Origin of the sequence: Catenulispora sp. EB89 (assembly GCF_041261445.1) — a bacterium.
Classification (GTDB): Bacteria; Actinomycetota; Actinomycetes; order Streptomycetales; family Catenulisporaceae; genus Catenulispora.
In genome coordinates this window covers 444,647-465,058 of record NZ_JBGCCU010000002.1, presented here as the reverse complement: position 1 = coordinate 465,058, position 20,412 = coordinate 444,647, and the positions used below count along the sequence as shown (strand labels likewise).

Below are 20,412 nucleotides of genomic sequence, written 5' to 3'. Positions count from 1 at the left end.
TCCCGCTCCGGATAAGGCGGATCCCGCACGGATAAAGCTTGACGGCCGGGTGCCCGAAGTGATCGAGTGGCCTCACGGCCCGCGCGGTCCGCTTTGCGGTGCCTGCCTTCGTGTTGACCCAAGACCCCTTTCGGTGCGACCCTGGTAGTCGCGCACTCCTTTTTGTCGGCGCGGTATGCCCTGTGGTGAAACCGGCTAAACACCGGGGTCATCGCCGATTCATAACGCTTCCGACGCTGCCACCCGCAGCCGGTGCGCGACCACGGCACCACCTTGTCTGGCAGGTTGACACCTACAGAGGTTCTGGCGAAGACGCCAGGCACTCATCGTGAAGGACCCTCACTATGGCTAAGGCGCTTCTCGGGCATGTCGCTGCGGTGGACCACCGCATGGTTTCCGAGATGAGGCGGCTCAAGCAGCGCGTCGTCGACCTGGAGGCGTATGTGTCCCGCCTCGAGGACGAGAACGCGGCGCTGGCCGCCTCGAAGTACAGCTCGACCGGGCTGGACTCCGAGTTCAGCGAGCTGGAGCGGGAACCCGCTCTGACCCGCTAGCCGGCGAAAGCTGGTCCCATCAGCGGCATCTCCACTAAAGGGACGTTGGAGCGACCTCCGGCGTCCCTTGCACTGGAGGGGGTACGCTCGCCAGAAGCATCGCCGGGCTCGTGAACAGCAGGCGAAGCTTTAACCGGACCCCTAACCAGGCCCGCCGGCCGGGCAGCGCAGGAGAGTGTCGCCGCACGTGTACCTGAAGACCCTGACCCTGCGCGGCTTCAAGTCCTTCGCCTCGGCCACCACCCTGCGCCTGGAACCGGGCATCACCTGCGTGGTCGGCCCCAACGGCTCGGGCAAGTCGAACGTCGTGGACGCCCTGGCCTGGGTGATGGGCGAGCAGGGTGCCAAGTCGCTGCGCGGCGGCAAGATGGAGGACGTCATCTTCGCCGGCACCACCGGCCGCGCGCCGCTGGGCCGCGCCGAGGTGGCGCTGACCATCGACAACGGCGACGGTGCGCTCCCCATCGACTACTCCGAGGTCACCATCTCGCGGATCATGTTCCGCAACGGCGGCTCGGAGTACGCCATCAACGGCGACCCCTGCCGGCTGCTGGACATCCAGGAGCTGCTCTCCGACTCCGGCATCGGCCGCGAGATGCACGTCATCCTCGGCCAGGGCCGCCTGGACGCGGTGCTGCAGGCCAGCGCCGAGGACCGCCGCACCTTCATCGAGGAGGCCGCCGGCGTCCTGAAGCACCGCAAGCGCAAAGAGAAGGCGCTGCGGAAGCTGGACGCGATGCAGGCCAACCTGACCCGGCTCACCGACCTCACCGGCGAACTGCGGCGCCAGCTCAAGCCGCTGGGCCGGCAGGCCGAGGTGGCCCGGCGCGCCGTGGTCATCCAGGCCGACCTGCGCGACGCCCGGCTCCGACTGCTCGCCGACGACCTGGTCACCATGCGCCACGCCTTCGAGCAGGAGTCCGCCGACGAAGAGGCGATGAAGGTCCGGCGCAAGCAGCTGGAGCGCGAGTACTCCGAGGCGCAGGCCCAGGAGTCCGAGCTCGAACAGCGCGGCGCCGCTCTGGTCCCGTACCTGGCCCAGACCCAGGAGACCTGGTATCGCCTCAGCTCTCTGAAGGAGCGCTACCGCGGCTCGGCGCAGCTCGCCGTCGAGCGGGTCCGCAACGCCTCGCGCACCGCCCCCGAGGAGCGGCACGGCCGCGATCCCGAGGAGATGCAGGCCGAGGCCGCGCGCATCCGCGAGGAGGAGGCCGAGCTCGCCGAGGAGATCGCCGAGGCGCAGGAGACGCTGGCCGGCGCGGTCATGCAGCGCACCGACGCCGAGACCGCGTTGCAGCAGGAAGAGCGTCGGCTGGCCGCCTCCGTGCGCGCCGCCGCCGACCAGCGCGAGAGCCTGGCGAAGCTGGAGGGCCGGGTCGGCGCGATGCGCTCCAAGGCCACGGCCGCCGACGCCGAGATCGGCCGCCTCGGCGCCGCCGCCGAGGAGGCCCGGGGCCGGGCGGCCGGCGTGCAGCGCGAGTACGACGAGCTCAAGGCCGAGGTCGAGGGCCTGGAGACGGACGGCGGCGGGCTGGACGACGAGGTCGAGGAGGCCTCGCAGGCGCTGTCCGAGTCCGAGGAGAAGCTGACCGAGCTGCGGGCCGCCGAGCGCGAGGCCCAGAAGGAGCAGGCCGGATTCGCGGCCCGCAAGGAAGCCCTCGAACTCGGCCTGAACCGCAAGGACGGCGCCGGCGCCCTGCTGGCCGCCACCGACCGGCTCTCCGGCCTGCTCGGCAGCGTCGCGGCGATACTGACGGTGGAGTCCGGCGCCGAGGCCGCGGTGGCCGCCGCGCTCGGCACCGCCGCCGACGCGGTCGCCGTGACCAGCGTGGACAGCGCGGTCAACGCCATCCGGCTGCTGAAGGCCGACGACGCCGGCCAGGCCACGGTCATCGTCGGCGGCGACGTCTCCTACCCGGACGACGGGGAATGGCCCGAACTGCCGGCCAACGCCCGCTATGTCATCGACCTGATCCAGGTCCAGGAGGAGCTGCGCCCGGCGTTCACCCGGCTGCTGAACCGGATGGCCGTGGTCGAGGACCTGTCCGAGGCCTCCGAGCTGATCGGGCGGATCCCGGACGTGCGGGCCGTGACCCGGGACGGCGACGTACTGGGCCGGGACTCGGCGCGCGGCGGCTCGTCCTCGGCGCCGACCCTGCTGGAGGTCCAGGCCGCGGTCGACGAGGCCACCGAGAAGCTGTACGAGGCCGGCGCCCGCGCCGAGCGCCTGCGGACCGAGCTGGAGTTCGCGACCGCCGAGCGGCAGACCGCCAAGGCCCGCGTCGACACCCTGATGGCGCAGCGCCGCGAGGCCGACAGCCAGAAGGCCGGCGTCGCGCAGCAGCTCGGCCGGCTCGGCGGCCAGGCCCGTGCCGCGCTCAGCGAGGTCGAGCGCTTCGTCGCCGCGATCGAGAAGGCCGAGGAGGCGCGCGACCGGGACCTGGGGCAGGTCGAGGAACTGGAGGGCCAGCTGCTCGAAGCCCAGGAGGTCGCGGCCGCCGCCGAAGAGCTCGACGACGTCCTGTCCACCGGCCGCCGCGACGACTTCGCCCAGCAGGCCACCGCCGCGCGCACCGCGGAGATGGAGGCGCGCCTGGCGGTGCGCACCGCCGAGGAGCGGGCCCGCGCCCTGGCCGGCCGCGCCGACCAGCTGGACCGCGCCGCGCAGCAGGAGCGCGAGGCCCGCGAACGGGCCATAGAGCGCGCCGAGCGGCTGGCCGAGGAGGCCGAGGTCGCGCGGGCCGTGGCCCACGGCTTCGAGCAGGTCATCCGGCACCTGGAGCAGTCGCTGGCGCTGGCCCAGGCCCGGCGCGAGGACGCGGAGCGGGCCCGGGTCGAGCACGACGCCGGGATCCAGGTCGTGCGGACCCGGGTCCGGGAGCTGTCCGGCGAGCTGGAGAAGCTCACCGACTCGGTGCACCGCGACGAGGTCGCCCGCGCCGAGCGCCGGATGCGCATCGAGCAGATGGAGGAGAAGGCGCTCGCCGAGCACGGCGTCGAGGCCGACGTGCTGGTCGCCGAGTACGGGCCCGAGGTGCCGATCCCGCCGACCGTCGAGGGCGACATCCCGGTGCCCTACGACCGCGCCGAGCAGCAGCGCCGGCTGAAGAAGGCGGAGAAGGACTACTCGGCGCTGGGCAAGGTGAACCCGCTGGCGCTGGAGGAGTTCGCGGCGCTGGAGGAGCGGCACCAGTTCCTGTCCGAGCAGCTGGAGGACCTGAAGAAGACCCGCAAGGACCTGCTGGACATCATCAAGGAGGTCGACGACCGGGTCGAGCAGGTCTTCACCGAGGCCTACCACGACGTCGCCCGCGAGTTCGAGGGCGTGTTCTCCCGCCTGTTCCCCGGCGGCGACGGCCGGCTGATCCTCACCGACCCCGAGGACATGCTGACCACCGGCATCGAGGTCGAGGCGCGCCCGCCGGGCAAGAAGGTGAAGCGGCTGTCGCTGCTGTCCGGCGGCGAGCGGTCGCTGACCGCGGTGGCGTTCCTGGTGTCCATCTTCAAGGCCCGGCCCTCGCCGTTCTACATCATGGACGAGGTCGAGGCGGCGCTGGACGACACCAACCTGGGCCGCCTGATCAACATCATGGAGGAGCTGCGGGCCACCTCGCAGCTGATCGTGATCACGCACCAGAAGCGCACCATGGAGGTCGCCGACGCGCTGTACGGCGTCACCATGCGCGGGGACGGCGTCACCACGGTCATCAGCCAGAAGCTGCGCAACAAGGAGACCGGCGCCATAAGCGACGCACCGAAGGTCGTGCCGGCACAGGCCGCGGCCGAGGTCTCCGCGGAGGCGGCGGCGAGGGAGTCCGCGCAGGCTTCGGCCGACGAGTCCGCGCAGGCCGCAGCGGAGAACGCAATGGAAGACGAGACGGTCTGAGCCTTACCCTGCTGCGATGACCACTGGGGAAATACGCCTGACCGAAGACGTCCTGCTGCGGCCGATGCGCCTGACGGACGCCGCCGCCCTGGCCCGTGCCTTCGACCGGAACCGCGCGCACCTGGCGAAGTGGGACCCGATCCGCCCGGATGACTTCTACACCGAGACGGGGCAGTACTCGCGGCTGAAGAAGCTCGAAGCGGACCGGGCCGAGGGCCGCATCGAGCGCTGGACCTTCGACCGCGGCGACGGCGAGGTGTACGGCAGCCTCACGCTGTCGAGCATCGAGCTGGGGATCTTTCTCAACGCCCGGATGGGCTACTGGGTGGACGTCGAGCTGGTCGGCCGGGGACTGGCGACCGCCGCCGTGAACGGCGTGTGCGAGTACGCGCACCAGCGCTGGAACCTGCACCGGATCGAGGCCGGGACGAACGTGGAGAACGTCGCCTCGCAGCGGGTGCTGGCCAAGTGCGGGTTCGAGGAGATCGGGCTGTCGCGGTCGCACCTGTACGTCAACGGCCGGTGGGCCGACAGCAAGCAGTTCTACCGGATCCTGCACACCGACTCGCTCAAGCCCTGATATCCCGTATCCCAGGCTGTGCCGGTTCTCCCGGCTCTCCCGGGCCGAACCGCCTTCGGGCGCGGTTCGGCGCCGGTGCGAACTTTCTCCGCTCTCTCAGTCTTCCCCGAGCTCCAGCTTCACCGGCGTGCCCTCCCGCAGGGAGCGGCTGACCGTGCAGTGCCGCTCCTCCACGCGCTCGGCGACGTCCCGGAACACCTTCTCGGCGTCCGCGTCGCCCTCGGGCAGCTCCACGCTGTAGCTCAAGGTCACCGGCCCGAGCTTGTTCCGCTCGATCTTCTCCGAGGTCGCCGCCGCGATCAGCCTGGTCATCCGGTGCCCGCGCTGCGCGGTCAGCGGCTCGGTGGTGACGATGTTGCAGCCGGCCACCGCGACCAGGAGCAGCTCGACGGGGGAGAAGTTCGGGCCCTGGCCGTCTCCGCTCAACTCGATGCGGGCGCCGCGTTCGTTGGTGGCGATGTAGCGGCCGTCATCGGTGCGTTCGACCTTGATCTCATACATGGGAACCAGTGTTCGCGGGGTGCTGCGAACCCTGCAACTCGGAGTAGGCTCCGCGCCGAACCTACTGATGGGAGGGGTACGGTGACGACGGAGGAGACCGACCCGATGGGCGCGTTCGTGGCCGCGCTCCGCACTGCGGAGGCGTCGCTGCGGGAAGTGCCCGGCAAGCTGGAGGGCGCCCGGGTTCACGACTTCGCGTTCGGGAAGATGTTCGAGGCCACCGAGGTCCGCGACGCCTATCACCAGCGGCTGCCGGAGACCGAGAAGGACATCGTCGAGGCTTGCGATGTCATCGACCACTTCATCGCCGGGCTGCGGGCCGGGCACCCGATCGCGGCGAATCCGGCGGGGCCGGACCCGGCACTGTCGCAGGCCACGGAGTGGACCCCCGACGGCTTCCCCTGGCGCCGCACGATCCCGCAGCAGCAGGCGGGGGGCGCGGACGCGTGAACATCATGCTCATCACGGGTCTGAGCTTCGCGGTCCTGATCTTCGGCATGTGGGGCCTGGGCGTCCTGGTGGTGCGCAACCAGCGCCGCAAGATGCAGGACGAGCCCGGCGCGGAGCTGACCGAACAGATCGAGGAGACCGCCGCCGAGGTCCACAGCATCGAGGAGTTCATCGCCCGGGCCGAGGCGCTGCCGGAGGGGCAGAAGCCCGAGCCGCGCCCCGAGCACGCGCAGGAGCGGGACCAGGAACGGTTGGAGGTGCTGGCCAAGCACCACTTCCCGCACCTGGACGTGCCGCACCCGCACATCCACCTCGTCGGCATCACCGGCCTGGAGAAGCGGCTGCTGGCGTGGGTCTCGCACCACACCGGGCTGCCCAGCCCGTTCGAGTTCCTGGACAAGCTGACCGGCGACCCCGACGAACTGGAGCGCGCGGCCAAGGCCTGGGACGAGGCGCACGCGCACGTGCAGCAGACGATCGCCGATCTGTGCTTCGCGGCCGCGGCCCTGCACAGTACCTGGGACGACGAGACCGCCGAGCGCTTCTACCCGCTGCTGGCCGACTTCCTGGCCGAGCTCGACACCCTGGCGGGCAACCTCGCCACGAGCGCCGAGACGCTGCGCGGCCTGCGCGGCGAGGCGGCGCTCACCGAGGGGACCATCGTCGGGCTGATCAACCTGCTGATCGGCTCCCTCGGCGGCTTCCTGGTCGAGGAGGTGATGTCCGTGGGGACGATGACGCCGGCGGTCGCGGCGCAGGCCCAGGTGGAGATCACGTGGGTGCTGAAGCAGATCGCGATGGCGGCGGGGCGGCTGCAGGGGATCTACGCGAACACGCGGCACGTGCTGGACAGCGTCAGCGGGTTCAAGGGGATGACGCACATGCACAGCTGCTTCCAGACGGATGTGGTGCAGCGGATCGAGCGCTTGGTCGACACCGAGTAGCGCCTTGATCGCGTGGAAAGGGCGGCCGGATCTCCGGCCGCCCTTTCCACGCTTTGCCTATCTACTACTGCCTTTTTACTGCCGCCTTCTATTGCAGCAGCGCGTCCACGAACGCCTCGGGGTCGAAGGGCGCCAGGTCGTCCGGCCCCTCGCCGAGGCCCACGAGCTTGACCGGGACGCCGAGCTCCTTCTGCACGGCGACCACGATGCCGCCCTTGGCGGTGCCGTCGAGCTTGGTGAGCACGATGCCGGTGACGTCCACCACCTCGGCGAACACCCGGGCCTGGACCAGGCCGTTCTGGCCGGTGGTGGCGTCCAGGACGAGCAGGACCTCGTCGACCGTGCCCTGCTTCTCGGCGACCCGCTTGACCTTGCCCAGCTCGTCCATCAGCCCGGTCTTGGTGTGCAGGCGGCCGGCGGTGTCGATGAGCACGGTGTCGACGCCCATCGCGGTGCCCTCCTTGACGGCCTCGAACGCCACCGAAGCCGGATCCGCGCCCTCGGCTCCGCGCACGGTGTAGGCGCCGACGCGCTGCCCCCACGTCTGGAGCTGGTCGGCGGCGGCCGCCCGGAAGGTGTCCGCGGCACCGAGCACGACGGTGTAGCCGTCGGCGACGAGCACGCGCGCGAGCTTCCCGGTGGTGGTGGTCTTGCCGGTCCCGTTCACCCCGACGACCATCGCCACGGCGGGCCGCTCCGGCGCCCCGTCGGCCGCGGCGTGCCTGGCCACCTTCAGCGACCGGTCCAGCGTCGGGTCGATCAGCGCGATCAGCTCCCCGCGCAGCAGCGCCCGGGCCTCGTCGACGGTCCGCGCCCCCTGCACCCGGGTACTGGTCCGCAACCGCTCCACGAGCTCGGTCGCCGGCCCGACCCCGAGATCGGCGGCGATCAGGGTGTCCTCGATCTCCTCCCACGTCGCCTCGTCGAGCTTGTCCCGGCTCAGCAGCTTGAGCAGGCCCTGCCCCAACGTCCCCTGCGACCGCGAGAGCCGCGACCGCAGCCGCACCATGCGCCCGGCGGTGGGCTCGGGCACCTCGAGCTCGGGCGCCACCTCGGCCTCGGCGGGCACCGGCGCGGCCTCGACGACAGGCGGCGCCCGCTCGGCGACGGCAGTAGCCGAACCCCCGCTCCCCGCCTCAGGCGCCGCACCCGTCACAGACGGAGCCGCAGGCGGCGCCGCCACCGGCCGCCGCCCCCGCGCACGGTAGAACAGGGCGGCCGCGCCGACAATGGCTATGGCCGCGATGATGATGCCGATGACGAGGAACTCCATGGGAGACATCCTCGCACGGGGTGGTGGCGGTTCGGTCGGCGTCGAACTGCGCTAGTCCGCGCGGCTCCCCACGGGCAGGAACCGGCGCATCTCGGCCCGCCGGCACGCGTACGCCAGCGCCCCCAACAGCAGCCGCGCCGGCGGCAGCACCGCCGTCCGCTCCGTCTCCGGCGGGCGCACCCAGCGCGGGCTCCCGGCCGCGGGCAGCGGCGTCTCGGAGGCGAGGACCACGCCGATGGTGCGGATGTCCGTGTCCGCCGGGTCCCAGCCGAGGTCCTTCAGGTCCGCGAGGAACGATGCCGTCGTTCCGGCCTCCACGAAAAACTGGAGCCGGCTTCCGGTGCCGTCGCCGGCCTCCCGGCCGTGCAGAAGTCCTCGGCCCGCTCCTTGCACCGTCAGCACCGGCCCCAGCGGCGTCCCCAGCCGCTCCAACTGCAGCAGCACCCGGTGGCCCGCGCCGCCCGGGACGTCGAGCAGGTCGTAGGCTGCGGGCAGCCGTGATCCGGCGCACGGTGTCGGCACCGGCCTCCTGCCCCCCAGGCGCACTCGCATGCTTCCTCCAACGCCGACGGACGCCTCGGGGTCACGCTGCCCGCCCGGGATGGTCGTTAGACCTGTGTTGTCCGACAACTTCTGGTTCGACAAGGTGGCGAACTCTGGCGAATCCCGGTGTTCGAAAACGTTCGGCTGCGGGCATCGTCGCGGTGCGGTTACGTTCTGCAACACAGGGTTTCGCATTCCGGCCGGACCGGCGTGAATCTCCAGGGGGCAACAAAGAATGACCGGCAAGCCGCCCAACGAACTCCTCAATTCTTGGTTCCAGCGTTCCGGGTGGTCGAAGGGGGAACTGGCGAGACTGGTCAACAAACGGGCGAGACAGTTGGGGGCGGCTCACGTCTCCACCGACACCTCGCGGGTGCGCCGTTGGCTGGACGGCGAACACCCCCGCGACCCCGCCCCGCGCATCCTCGTCGAGCTGTTCTCCGAGCGCTTCGGCACCGTCATCACACACGCCGAGCTCGGGTTGCGCGAGCCCGCGGCGCCGCCCGCCACCTCCGGGGTGGACCTGCCGTGGGCGGGCCGGCGGTCGATCGAGCTGCTGGGCGACTTCGCCCGCAGCGACCTGATGCTCAACCGCCGCGGCTTCCTCGGCACCTCGCTGTCGCTGTCCGCGGGCCCGTCGCTGATCGAGCCGATGAAGCGCTGGCTCAGCCCGGTCCCCGAGCAGCACTCGCCGAACGGCCGGCTGCCCGGCCGGGTCACCGCCGAGGAGATGGACCGCCTGGAGGAGACCACGCGCCTGTTCCGGAGCTGGGACGCGCAGTGCGGCGGCGGGCTGCGCCGGATGGCCGTGGTCGGGCAGTTGCACGAAGTCACCGAGCTGTTACGGGACAACTACGCCCCGGCACTGTCGGAGCGCCTGTTCCGGACCGCCTCGGAACTGGCGCTCCTCGCCGGTTGGATGGCCTACGACATCGGCATGCAGCCCTCGGCCCAGCGCTACTTCGTGCTCGCCCTGCACGCCGCCCGCGAGGCCGGCGACACCCCGCTCGGCGCGCACGTCCTGGCCACCATGGCCCGCCAGATGATCCACATAAACCGCGCCCAGGACGCCCTGGAGCTGGTGCACCTGGCGCAGTACGGCAGCCACGGCACCACCACCCCGCGCGTGCAGTCGCTGCTGGCCGCGATGGAGGCGCGCGCCTACGCCAACCTCGGCGACAGCGACAACTGCCGCCGCGCGGTCGCCGCCGCCGAGGACCTGTTCCCCGGCGACTACCCCGCTGACGGCGCCAACGGCAACGTAAGCAACGGCAACGGAAGCGTCGGCAGCCACGGCAGCAACGGCAGCAACGGCGCTGACCGAACCCGCACCGGAGAACCCTCCTGGATAGCGTTCTTCACCGAGGCCGAGCTCCACGGCGAGAACGGCCACTCCTTCCGCGACCTGGCCTACCGCTACCCGCAGCTCACCGAGCAGGCGGCGAAGAACATCGACCGCGCCGTCGAACTGCTCTCCGTCGACGAGTCCTACCTGCGCAGCCGCGCGCTCAACGTGGTCGGCATGGCGACCGTCCGGCTCCAGCAGCGCGAGCCGGAGGCCGCGGTGGCCTACCTGCAGACCGGCGCCGAGCTGGTCCAGCGGCTGCGTTCCAAGCGCGTCGAGGACCGCCTGCGCACCACCGCGGGCAACCTGTTCGCGCGCTACCCCGACGTCCGATCGGTCCGCGAGGCCCACGAGCGCACCTTGGCGGTCCTCCCGGCAGCGGCGTGATCAGCCGATATCGTGCTAGTAACAGGAAGCTGATACATGTCCGGTTTGTAACAGACTCATCCCACCTGACGGGACAAGTTCACCCGGATGTAACACGGGCGCCGTATCTGTCACGACTCCGAAACACTCGGCGGCGCCACCGGTAACGGTGCGTCGCCAAGCTCCTTCCCATCGTCCGTCGAATCAGGTGAGGGAGAAGCGATGCCATCCGCGTTCAGCAATGGTGACACCGCTTGGGTGCTCGCGAGTTCAGCACTCGTGCTGCTCATGACACCGGGGCTGGCGTTCTTCTATGGCGGCATGGTCCGCGCGAAGAGCGTCCTGAACATGCTCATGATGAACTTCATCGCGATCGCCGTGGTGACCGTGCTGTGGGTTCTGTACGGCTGGTCCGTGTCCTTCGGCAACGTCGGTTCGGGGGACGGCAGCGGAAACGGCTTCTGGGGCGGTCTGCACCAGTGGGCCCTGCACGACATCGGCCAGGGCTTCGGCTCCAGCAACGGCGGGTCGCTCTACGGGGCCACCGGAGTGCCGACCATCGCGGTCGTCTGCTTCCAGCTGATGTTCGCGATCATCACGCCGGCGCTGATCTCCGGCTCGCTGGCCGACCGCACCAAGTTCGTCGGCTGGACCGTCTACGTGGCGGGCTGGGTGACCCTGGTCTACTTCCCGGTCGCGCACTGGGTGTTCTCGCCGAACGGCTTCATCAACTACAAGCTGCACGTCATGGACTTCGCCGGCGGTACCGCGGTCCACATCAACGCCGGCGCCGCGGGTCTGGCGATGGCGCTGGTGCTCGGCAAGCGCGTCGGTTTCGGGCGGGACCCGATGCGGCCGCACAACGTCCCGTTCGTGATGCTCGGCGTCGGACTGCTGTGGTTCGGCTGGTTCGGCTTCAACGCCGGCTCCGCGCTGGGCGCCAACGGCCAGGCGTCGATGGTCTTCATCAACACCCAGGTCGCCACCTGTACCGCGATGATCGGCTGGCTGATCGCCGAGAAGATCCAACACGGCACGTTCACCTCGCTGGGCGCGGCCTCCGGCGCGGTCGCCGGCCTGGTCGCGATCACCCCGGCCTGTGCCTCGGTCTCGCCGCTGGGCGCCATGTTCGTCGGTCTGATCCCCGGCTTCGTCTGCTGCTACGCGATCAACCTGAAGAACAAGCTGGGCTACGACGACTCGTTGGACGTGGTCGGCGTCCACCTGGTCGGCGGCATCCTGGGCACCGTGCTGATCGGCTTCTTCGCCACCAAGGAGATGGTCTCCGGCTACACCAACGGTGCCAAGGCCGGCCTGTTCTACGGCGGCGGCATCGACCAGCTGCTCGCGCAGTGCGAGGGTGCCGGGATCGTGCTGGGGTACTCCTTCGTGGTCTCCTTCATCCTGGGCTGGATCCTGAACAAGACCATCGGGATGCGGATCAGCGCGGACGCCGAGGTCGAGGGCATCGACAGCACCGAGCACTCGGAGACCGCGTACGACTGGGGCCGGCTGGCCGGCTCGCTGCGCACCGCACTGGGCGCGGCGGGTGACGCAGCCGCGGCCGAGTCCGCGACCGCCAAGCCCGAGAAGGCCGGGAAGGCCGACAAGGCAGGCAAGGCCGACATCGACGTCACGGAGGGTGTGAAGGCATGAAGCTGATCACGGCGATCCTCAAGCCGTTCAAGCTGGAGGAGGTCAAGGACGCGCTGCAGCGGTTCGGCGTCCACGGGATCACCGTCTCCGAGGCCAGCGGCTACGGCCGGCAGCGCGGCCACACCGAGGTCTACCGCGGTGCGGAGTACACCGTCGACCTGGTGCCGAAGCTGCGGGTGGAGGTGCTGTGCGAGGACGAGGACGCCGCCGACCTGGTGGACGTCATCGTCAAGGCCGCGGTCACCGGAAAGATCGGCGACGGCAAGGTCTGGGTCACCCCGGTCGACGAGGTGGTCCGGGTCCGGACCGGTGAGCGCGGAGGCCCGGCGCTGTAGTGGAGAACCACGTGGACCAGCACGGTGAGGGAGTCGATGGCCGGCCCGATCAACAGATCGGGCCGGCCGTCCGGCGTGCGCGCTCGGACGCGGCGGACGCGTTCCTGGCCTCGCTGCTGCCCGGCGAGCCGGGCGTCGCCCTGGTCGCCGTCGGCGGCTACGGCCGCCAGGAGCTCTCCCCGGGCTCGGACCTGGACGTGGTGCTCCTGCACGTGGCGTCGCTGACCCCGCAGGACGTCGCGCGCGTCGCCGACAAGATCTGGTACCCGGTCTGGGATTCCGGCGCGAAGCTGGACCACTCGGTCCGCACCGTCGAGGAGGCGCTGGACCTGGCCCGCACCGACCTCGCGGTGGCCGCCGGACTGCTCGACGCCCGGCTGGTCGCCGGGGACGCGGACCTGGTCGCGGCGGTCCGCGCGGGAGTGTTCGCCGACTGGCGCCGCGACGCCCCGCGCCGCCTGGGGGACCTGCGCGAGGAGTACGCGGCGCGGCTGGCCCGGCACGGCGAGCTGGCGTACCGGCTGGAGGGCGATCTGAAGGAGGCACGCGGCGGCCTGCGCGACTCCACGATGCTGCGCTTCATCTCGGCGACATGGCTGGTGGACGTGCCGCACGGGGCGCCGGAGCGGGCCCGGGAGTTCCTGCTGGACGTGCGGGACGCGCTGCACGGGGTGTCGGGGCGCGCGCTGGACCGGCTGCTGCTGCAGGAGCAGGACGGGGTCGCGGCCGTGCTGCGGGCGGCCGGGGTGCTGGGCGACGACGATGACAGGGCCCTGACCCAGCCGCTGGAGGACAACGAGTTGTTCGCCGCGGACCTCGGTTCCGCGGGGGACGCGACGGTGATCGCCTCGTTCGAGGATCAGGCCGCCGATTCGCGTGCGGCGAAGACGAACAGCCCGCGGGCGGGTTTCGCAGAGCTCTACACCACCGACGCCGACCTCCTGATGCGCCGCGTCGCCGAAGCCGCCGGCACCATCTCCTACGCCGCCGAGGCCGCCTGGCGCCAGGTCGACGCGGCCCTCGCGGCCCGCAACCCGGCCAGCCGCCCGGTCCGGCGCCCGGTCGCCGACGGTGTCGTCGAGCAGGACGGCGAGGCCTACCTCGCCCGCGCCGCCGCCCCCGCGCGGGACCCGGCCCTGGTGCTCCGCGCCGCCGCCGCGACGGCCGAATCAGGACTCTCCTTCGCGCCGAACACCTTGCGCCGCCTCGCCGAGGAGTCCGCGCCGCTGCCGCGTCCCTGGCCCCGGCCGGCCCGCGAGGCGTTCGTGACGCTGCTGGGCTCCGGGTCCGGCCTGATCCCGGTCTGGGAGGCCCTGGACCGCTCCGGCATCCTGCACGCGCTGCTGCCGGAATGGCGCCGTATCAGGTCCCTGCCACAGCGCAACAGCCTGCACATCCACACCGTCGACCGGCACACTCTCCAGACCGTGGTCGCGGCCTCCGACCTCGCGCGCCGCGTCGACCGGCCCGACCTGCTCCTGGTCGCCGCGCTGCTGCACGACATCGGCAAGGGACTGCCCGGCGACCACTCCGAGGTCGGCGCCGAGCTGACCCGGGAGCTGGCGCCGGCGCTCGGGTTCAACGCCACCGATGTCAGCACCCTGAGCGGTCTGGTCCGGCACCACCTGCTGCTGCCCGACCTGGCCACCGCGCGCGATCCCGACGACCCGGCCACCCTGGACACGCTGCTGTCCGCGCTGGCCGAGCTGCCCTGTCCGCGGCTGGAAGCGCTGCGCCTGCTGCGCGCGCTCTCCGAGGCCGACAGCAAGGCGACCGGCCCGGCGGCCTGGAACCCCTGGCGTGCCGGCCTCTACCGCAGCCTCACGGTCCGTGCCGAGGCCGCGCTGCTCGGCTTCGACCCGCCGGTCGCCGAGCCCTCCGATCCGGCGCGCTCGGCGGAGCTGGCCGTCCGGAGCCGCGCCGCGGCCGACGGCCTCGTCGTCGCCCTCGAGGACGAGCAGACCGTCTCCGTCGCCGCGCCCGACCGCATCGGCCTGCTCGCCGCGGTCGCCGGCGTGCTGGCGCTGCACCGCCTGACCATCCGCGCCGCCACCACCGAGACCGTCGACGGCGTCAACGTCCAGCGCTGGGTGGTCGCCGCCGACTGGAGCACCGCGCTGCAGGACCGGCTGCGCGAGGACGTCCGGGCGGCGCTCGCCGGCACCCTGGACGTCGCCGCGCGGCTGGCCAGCCGGGACGCCGGGGAGCGCCGCAACCGCCTGGTCGCCGCGCCGAGCGTGGCCGTGCTGCCCGGCGCCTCGGCCTCGGCGACCGTGCTGGAGGTCAAGGCGCGCGACGCGCCGGGGCTGCTGTACCGCGTCGCTTCGGCGCTGGCCGGGACCGGTGTTTCGGTGCGCTCGGCGCGCGTCTCGACGCTGGGCGCCGAGGCGGTCGACGTGTTCTACGTCGTCACCGCGACCGGTGCGCAGCTGTCCGACGACGCGGCGGAGCGGGTGGCGGCAGCCGTGGCCGACGTGCTGTGAAGGCTTGCACCGACGGCTTGCTGTGAATCAGCGGCGCGGCGATTCAGAACGGCGATTCAGAACTCTGTGAACGACCGCGGGCTCAGCGGGTGTCGACCACCTGGAACGCCTCGGCGATCCGGTTCTCGCCCACCCCGAGCCGCAGCGCGATGCCCTCGCCCCAGGAGCGCAGCATGCCCTCCAGGTCCTGGCGCCCGCCGGTCTGCGAGGCGTGCGCCTGCAGCGCCGCCACCTTGCGCTCGAAGACGTCGGTGATGTCCACCGCCCGCGCCGCGTTCTTCGTCGACATCACCCAGGTCTCCGGGACGGTCCAGGGCTCCAGGCCCTCGACCTCCAGCAGTTCGGTGTGCGCCCACGGGTTGCGCGCGTCGGGGTAGACCGCCGCGATGGCCGCCTCGCCGACGGCGCGGTGGTCGGGGTGCGAGGCGTAGATGCGCTCCAGGTCCAGCTCGGCCGACGGGATGAGGATCCGGTCGGGGCGGACCTGCCGGATCACCCGGGAGATGTCGCGGCGCAGCTCCAGCGAGGGCGTCAGGCGGCCGTCGGGCCAGTGCAGGAAGCGGACGTCGGTCACGCCGACGCACTTGGCCGCCGCGAGCTGCTCCGCCTCGCGCAGCGCCGCCACCTCCGAGCGCGGCGTGTCCGGGAACGCCTCCCCGGCCTCGCCGCTGGTCACGATCGCGTAGGTGACCTCGATCCCGGCGTCGGTCCAGGTCGCGACGGTGCCGGCGGCGCCGAAGTCGACGTCGTCGGGATGCGCGGTCACGACGAGGACGCGGGACGGGTCGGCGCTGGCGTCGGGCATGAGGGCTCCTGGTACCGGGCGTGGCTGCGGGCGGGAGCGGGGTGCTCACCACCAGGCGCAACGCCGAGGGTGCCGCAGGTGTTCCGGGTTCCGAAGCATCGCTCGTGCTGTCGCTCGGCCATCGCTCGGGCGCCGCTCGCGGGGTCGGCACCGGCCGCACCGGCCGCCCGCGGCCGACGGCACGCGCATCATCCCAGGTGACCGCCCCATCTCGGCGACCGGTCCCGCGTTGTCGGTGCGGTCTGCGAAAATTCTGGAGTGAGTTCTTCCCTCTTCGCCCCAGGTGCCCTGCCGTTGTTTCCGATGCTCGACGAGATCCGGGAGCAGCGAGGGTCGGGCGAGGAGCGGCACACCGACCGCACGCTGCCCGAACCACCGGCGTGGGCCGACGAGGCCGACGCCGAGCGCGCGGGCTGGGACGGCTGGGAGGAGCCCGAGGACGCGTGGGTCCCGCCGGAGGAGTCGGCCGCCGCGCGCAAGCTCCTCGACGGCCTGAACGAGCCGCAGCGCGAGGCCGTCCTACACGCCGGCGGACCGCTGCTGATCATCGCCGGCGCCGGCTCGGGCAAGACCCGCGTGCTCGCGCACCGCATCGCCTACCTGGTCGGCGAGCGGCACGCGCACCCCGGCTCGATCCTGGCGATCACCTTCACCAACAAGGCCGCCGCCGAGATGCGCCAGCGGGTGGAGGAACTGGTCGGCCCGCGGGCCCGGCTGATGTGGGTCTCGACCTTCCACTCGGCCTGCGTCCGGATCCTGCGCGCCCAGGCCAAGACCGCCGGCCTGCCGAGCAACTTCTCGATCTACGACACCGCCGACTCCCAGCGCCTGATGACCATGGTCCTGCGCGATCTGGAGATCGACCCGAAGAAGACCACGCCGCGCTCGATGCTCGGCCAGATCTCCAAGCTCAAGAACGAGCTGGTCGACCACGACACCTTCTCCAGCCGTGCGCAGACCGAGGCCGAGCGCCAGCTCGCGCAGGTCTACCGGATGTACTCCGACCGGCTCACCGCCGCCAAGGCGATGGACTTCGACGACATCATCATGACCACGGTGCACCTGCTCCAGGCGTTCCCGATGGTCGCCGAGCACTACCGCCGCCGCTTCCGCAACATCCTGGTGGACGAGTACCAGGACACCAACACCGCGCAGTACCAGCTGGTGAAGGAGCTGGTCGGGCAGCACAAGAAGCGCACCGCGGACGGCGACCTGGTCGGCGGCGGCCCGGCCGAGGACGCGGGCGCGGCGGCCGAGGAGCTGCCCCCGGCCGAGCTGTGCGTGGTCGGCGACGCGGACCAGTCGATCTACGCCTTCCGCGGCGCGACGATCCGCAACATCATCGAGTTCGAGCGCGACTACCCGGACGCCAAGGTCATCAAGTTGGAGCAGAACTACCGCTCCACGCAGACGATCCTGTCCGCGGCGAACGCCGTCATCGAGAACAACAAGGGCCGCCGCGCGAAGAACCTGTGGACGGACTCCGGCGACGGCAAGCTGATCACCGGCTACGTCGCCGACGACGAGCACTCCGAGGCGCAGTTCGTGGCCGAGGAGATCGACCGTCTCTCCGACGCCAAGGAGACCACGTACGGCGGCGTCGCGGTGTTCTACCGCACCAACGCGCAGTCCCGGGTCTTCGAGGAAATCTTCGTCCGCGTCGGCCTGCCCTACCGCGTGGTCGGGGGCGTCCGCTTCTACGAGCGCAAGGAAGTCCGCGACGCGCTGGCCTACCTGCGCGCGCTGGCGAACGAGGACGACATCGTCTCGGTCCGGCGCATCCTGAACACGCCGAAGCGCGGCATCGGCGAGAAGGCCGAGGAGTCGCTGGAGCGGCTGGCCGCGCGCGACCGCATCTCCTTCGCCGACGCCCTGCGCCGCGCCGACGAGGCGCCGGCGCTGGCCGCGCGCTCGGTGAAGGCCGTCCAGGGCTTCACGCAGATGATGGACGAGCTGCGCGAGCTGGCCGCCGAGTACGGGCCCGCACACGTCCTGGAAGCCATACTGGAACGCACCGGTCTGCTGCAGGAGCTCCAGGACTCCGACGACCCGCAGGACGAGACCCGCATCGAGAACCTCCGCGAACTCCTGGCCGTGGCCCTGGAATTCGAGCAGGCCCAGCCTGAGGGCCGGCTCCCGGAGTTCCTGGAGCGCGTGGCCCTGGTCGCCGACTCCGACCAGATCCCGGACGGCGAGGACCACGAGGGCATGGTCACGCTGATGACCCTGCACAGCGCCAAGGGCCTGGAGTTCCCGGTGGTGTTCCTCACCGGCATGGAGGACGGCGTCTTCCCGCACATGCGCTCCATGGGTGACAAGAAGGAGATGGAGGAGGAGCGCCGCCTGGCGTACGTGGGCATCACCCGCGCCCGTGAGCAGCTGTACGTCTCCCGCTCCGTCTACCGCTCGGCCTGGGGCGCCCCGCAGTACAACCCGCCGTCGAAGTTCCTCGGCGAGATCCCGGAGAACCTGGTCGAGTGGGAGCGCACGGCGCCGGAGCCCAAGACCGCCGAGCGCTCGCCGTTCGGTGACCGCCGCGGCACGACGCGTGGTTTCCAGCAGCGCAAGGGGCCGGTGAAGGTGATCTCGCTGGACCCGGGCGACCGCGTCATCCACGACTCGTTCGGCATGGGCACGGTGGTCGCGGTCAGCGGCCGCGAGCGGGACGAGGCGACGATCGACTTCGGGTCGTCGGGGGTGCGGACGCTGTTGCTGACGATGGCTCCGGTGCAGAAGCTCTGAGCGGGGCCGCATCGAGGCGTGACGAAAGGGCCCGGGGAAACCCGGGCCCTTCGACGCGTCGTCGTGTTCCGCTAAATCAACCCGTGCGCCCGCAGGAACGGCATCGGGTCCACCGCCGTGGACGCGCCCGGCACCCCGTTGGCGGGGTCGGCGGGGCCCGGCGGGTGGTACTCGAAGTGCAGGTGCGGCCCGGTGGTGTTCCCGGTGTCGCCGGACAGGGCGATGATCTGGCCGGCTGAGACCTTGCCGCTGCGGACCTTTATCACACTCAGGTGGCAGTACCAGGTCTGGCTGCCGTCTGGGTGCTGTATCACCACCCGGTAGCCGTACGCGCCAGCCCAGCCGGACTCGGTGACCGTGCCGTCGGTGACCGCGACCACCTTGGTGCCGGTCGGTATCGCGAAGTCCTGGCCGGTGTGCAGGTTGACCCAGCGGTCGCCGGCCTGACCGAAGCCGGCGGTCAGCACGTAGTCCTGGACCGGCAGGAAGAACTTCTGCGCCATCTCGGCGAGCCGCTGCTTCTCCAGCGCCTGCTGCTGCACCAGTTCGCTGCGCTGCTCGCTGCGCGTCGCGCGGTCGGCGAGGTTGGCGCTGGCGGCGCGCATCTGGAGCAGGTTCTGCTCCAGGCCGTTGGTCGGCGTGGCCGGGCTCGCCGCGTCGGCGGCGGGCTCGGTGTGCGTCGAGGGGAGGCGGAGCCCGCCGACCGCGGCGACCGCGACGGCGGCCACGCCGACGACGGCGGCCGGGGTCGAGGTGAACGCGTGCAGGGTGCGGCGGCCGGGGAGGGCCACAGAGGGCCGCGAGGGGCGGCTGCCGAAGGGGCGGGCCGGGGGAGTGCCGCCGGAGCGGCTGCGGCTCCGCAGGGGGGCTTCCTCGCCGCCGTCGGGGTCGTCGTAGGTGCTCGGGTCGACGTAGCCGTCGGGGTCGTCGTAGCCGTAGCCGGCGTAGTCCTCGGCGTCGTCCTCGTATTCGTTCGCGACGGCGTAGTCCGCGGCGTAGTCCGCGTCGTCGTATTCGCCCTCGTAGGCGTCGTAAGCGCCTTCACCGTCCGGCAGGAGGTCGTAGGCGGCCTCTGTGGACCCCGGGGCTTCGTAGATGGCCTCGAACGTGCCGGTGTCGAAGTCCGGGTGGTGGAAGTTGTGGTCCTCGTACTGCGGCTGCGCGCCGTGCGCGCCCGGCCCGCCGTACTGCGGGGCTTGGGGGGCCTGCGGGACTTCGTACGCCTGCTGACCGTAGTGCTGCTGCTCGTACTGCTGCTGCGACGCGTGGTGCTGCTCGTGGAGCTGCTGCTCGTAGTGCGGCTGCGCGTATTGCGCGTACGGATCCTGCCACCCCGGGCCGTCCCACGTGGGACTCGATTCCGGCGCCGTCGGCTGCGCGGGGACCAGGGGCTGGGCGGGCATGTGCGGCGTGTGGTGGGCGGGTTCGGCCTGGTGGGCCTGCTGCGGCGCCGAGTACGCCGCGTACACCGATTCGTAATAACTCTGGTCCATGACCGGCTGCCGTGTCGTGGCGTCCTCGTAGTCGTAGACCGTGGCCTGTTCATAGAAGCCGGTCTGCGACGGGACCTCGTAAACCCCGGACCAGTCGTTGACGGCCTGGTAGCCGTCCGTCGAACCGTAGAGGCTGTCCTCGCCGTTAGGCGTTATGGCCGACTCCCAGTCGGTATCCCAATGGGACGAACCATGTTTTCCCATGACGGCCAATACCTCCTGGGAACGTGGGACAGCCGATCATCAAACGGAGCGGGGACAGCGCCGTTATCGAGTCGCGACTTTAGCGCCTCGAGGGCTGGACGGACAACGGTTCGGTGGACTTTGCGCGCCCTTTGCACATGGTTCACTGGCGTTCTCGCAGGAAGTCCGATGATCCTCACGGAGATTGTGCGGACCGTCACAACGCGGGACGGTCCAGGCCGCCATCCCAGGTCGGCTACTGTGTGAACCGGT

General features: G+C 71.3%; 15 protein-coding genes. 10 read left to right on the top strand and 5 right to left on the bottom strand.

All coding sequences use genetic code 11. The features are described from left to right. Positions 1-344: 344 nt before the first annotated feature. The 3 genes from ABH920_RS05570 (at position 345) to ABH920_RS05560 (ending at position 5,020) form a co-directional block, all read left to right on the top strand. On the top strand, positions 345-554 hold the full coding sequence (locus tag ABH920_RS05570) for a hypothetical protein (RefSeq protein WP_194913159.1): 210 nt from the start codon (positions 345-347) through the stop codon (positions 552-554). Between the two features lie 187 nt (positions 555-741). Then, positions 742-4,440: a chromosome segregation protein SMC gene (smc, locus tag ABH920_RS05565; protein ID WP_370347473.1), complete on the top strand. Its 3,699-nt coding sequence runs from the start codon at positions 742-744 to the stop codon at positions 4,438-4,440. Between the two features lie 16 nt (positions 4,441-4,456). Then, positions 4,457-5,020, top strand: coding sequence for a GNAT family N-acetyltransferase (locus ABH920_RS05560; protein ID WP_370347471.1), 564 nt, complete (start codon positions 4,457-4,459; stop codon positions 5,018-5,020). Positions 5,021-5,116: 96 nt separating this feature from the next. On the opposite strand, the gene ABH920_RS05555 is transcribed toward ABH920_RS05560, so the two are convergent. Further along, positions 5,117-5,521, bottom strand: coding sequence for an OsmC family protein (locus ABH920_RS05555; protein WP_370347469.1), 405 nt, complete (start codon positions 5,519-5,521; stop codon positions 5,117-5,119). Between the two features lie 81 nt (positions 5,522-5,602). Here ABH920_RS05555 and ABH920_RS05550 point away from each other — a divergent pair, with 81 nt between their 5' ends. Together ABH920_RS05550 and ABH920_RS05545 are read left to right on the top strand one after the other, a co-directional pair. Continuing rightward, positions 5,603-5,971, top strand: coding sequence for a hypothetical protein (locus ABH920_RS05550; protein ID WP_370347467.1), 369 nt, complete (start codon positions 5,603-5,605; stop codon positions 5,969-5,971). A 5-nt stretch (positions 5,972-5,976) separates the two neighbouring features. After that, positions 5,977-6,915, top strand: a complete 939-nt coding sequence (locus ABH920_RS05545; protein ID WP_370348002.1) for a WXG100 family type VII secretion target — start codon at positions 5,977-5,979, stop codon at positions 6,913-6,915. 88 nt (positions 6,916-7,003) lie between these two features. On the opposite strand, the gene ftsY is transcribed toward ABH920_RS05545, so the two are convergent. Both ftsY and ABH920_RS05535 read right to left on the bottom strand, forming a co-directional pair. Then, on the bottom strand, positions 7,004-8,188 hold the full coding sequence (gene ftsY / locus ABH920_RS05540; protein WP_370347465.1) for a signal recognition particle-docking protein FtsY: 1,185 nt from the start codon (positions 8,186-8,188) through the stop codon (positions 7,004-7,006). Between the two features lie 51 nt (positions 8,189-8,239). Further along, positions 8,240-8,710: a hypothetical protein gene (locus ABH920_RS05535; RefSeq protein WP_370347463.1), complete on the bottom strand. Its 471-nt coding sequence runs from the start codon at positions 8,708-8,710 to the stop codon at positions 8,240-8,242. A gap of 256 nt (positions 8,711-8,966) precedes the next feature. Here ABH920_RS05535 and ABH920_RS05530 point away from each other — a divergent pair, with 256 nt between their 5' ends. The 4 genes from ABH920_RS05530 (at position 8,967) to ABH920_RS05515 (ending at position 14,916) form a co-directional block, all read left to right on the top strand. Continuing rightward, complete coding sequence (locus tag ABH920_RS05530) at positions 8,967-10,463, top strand: hypothetical protein (protein WP_370347462.1); 1,497 nt, start codon at positions 8,967-8,969, stop codon at positions 10,461-10,463. Between the two features lie 201 nt (positions 10,464-10,664). After that, complete coding sequence (locus tag ABH920_RS05525; RefSeq protein WP_370347460.1) at positions 10,665-12,098, top strand: ammonium transporter; 1,434 nt, start codon at positions 10,665-10,667, stop codon at positions 12,096-12,098. Next, complete coding sequence (locus tag ABH920_RS05520; protein ID WP_194913131.1) at positions 12,095-12,433, top strand: P-II family nitrogen regulator; 339 nt, start codon at positions 12,095-12,097, stop codon at positions 12,431-12,433. Before ABH920_RS05525 ends, ABH920_RS05520 begins: the two co-directional genes overlap by 4 nt. A gap of 11 nt (positions 12,434-12,444) precedes the next feature. Next, a complete protein-coding gene (locus ABH920_RS05515; RefSeq protein ID WP_370347457.1) occupies positions 12,445-14,916 on the top strand; it encodes an ACT domain-containing protein in 2,472 nt (823 codons plus the stop codon). A gap of 82 nt (positions 14,917-14,998) precedes the next feature. Here the strand turns inward: ABH920_RS05515 and ABH920_RS05510 are convergent, their stop codons facing one another. Further along, on the bottom strand, positions 14,999-15,721 hold the full coding sequence (locus ABH920_RS05510) for a PIG-L deacetylase family protein (RefSeq protein WP_370347455.1): 723 nt from the start codon (positions 15,719-15,721) through the stop codon (positions 14,999-15,001). A 303-nt stretch (positions 15,722-16,024) separates the two neighbouring features. On the opposite strand from ABH920_RS05510, the gene pcrA reads away from it, so the two are divergent. After that, positions 16,025-18,463 carry a DNA helicase PcrA gene (gene pcrA / locus ABH920_RS05505; protein WP_370348001.1) on the top strand — a complete coding sequence of 813 codons (2,439 nt, stop codon included), beginning with the start codon at positions 16,025-16,027 and terminating at the stop codon, positions 18,461-18,463. 71 nt (positions 18,464-18,534) lie between these two features. Here pcrA and ABH920_RS05500 read toward each other — a convergent pair whose 3' ends face one another. Continuing rightward, on the bottom strand, positions 18,535-20,160 hold the full coding sequence (locus ABH920_RS05500) for a peptidoglycan DD-metalloendopeptidase family protein (protein WP_370347453.1): 1,626 nt from the start codon (positions 20,158-20,160) through the stop codon (positions 18,535-18,537). Between the last annotated feature and the right edge of the window lie 252 nt (positions 20,161-20,412).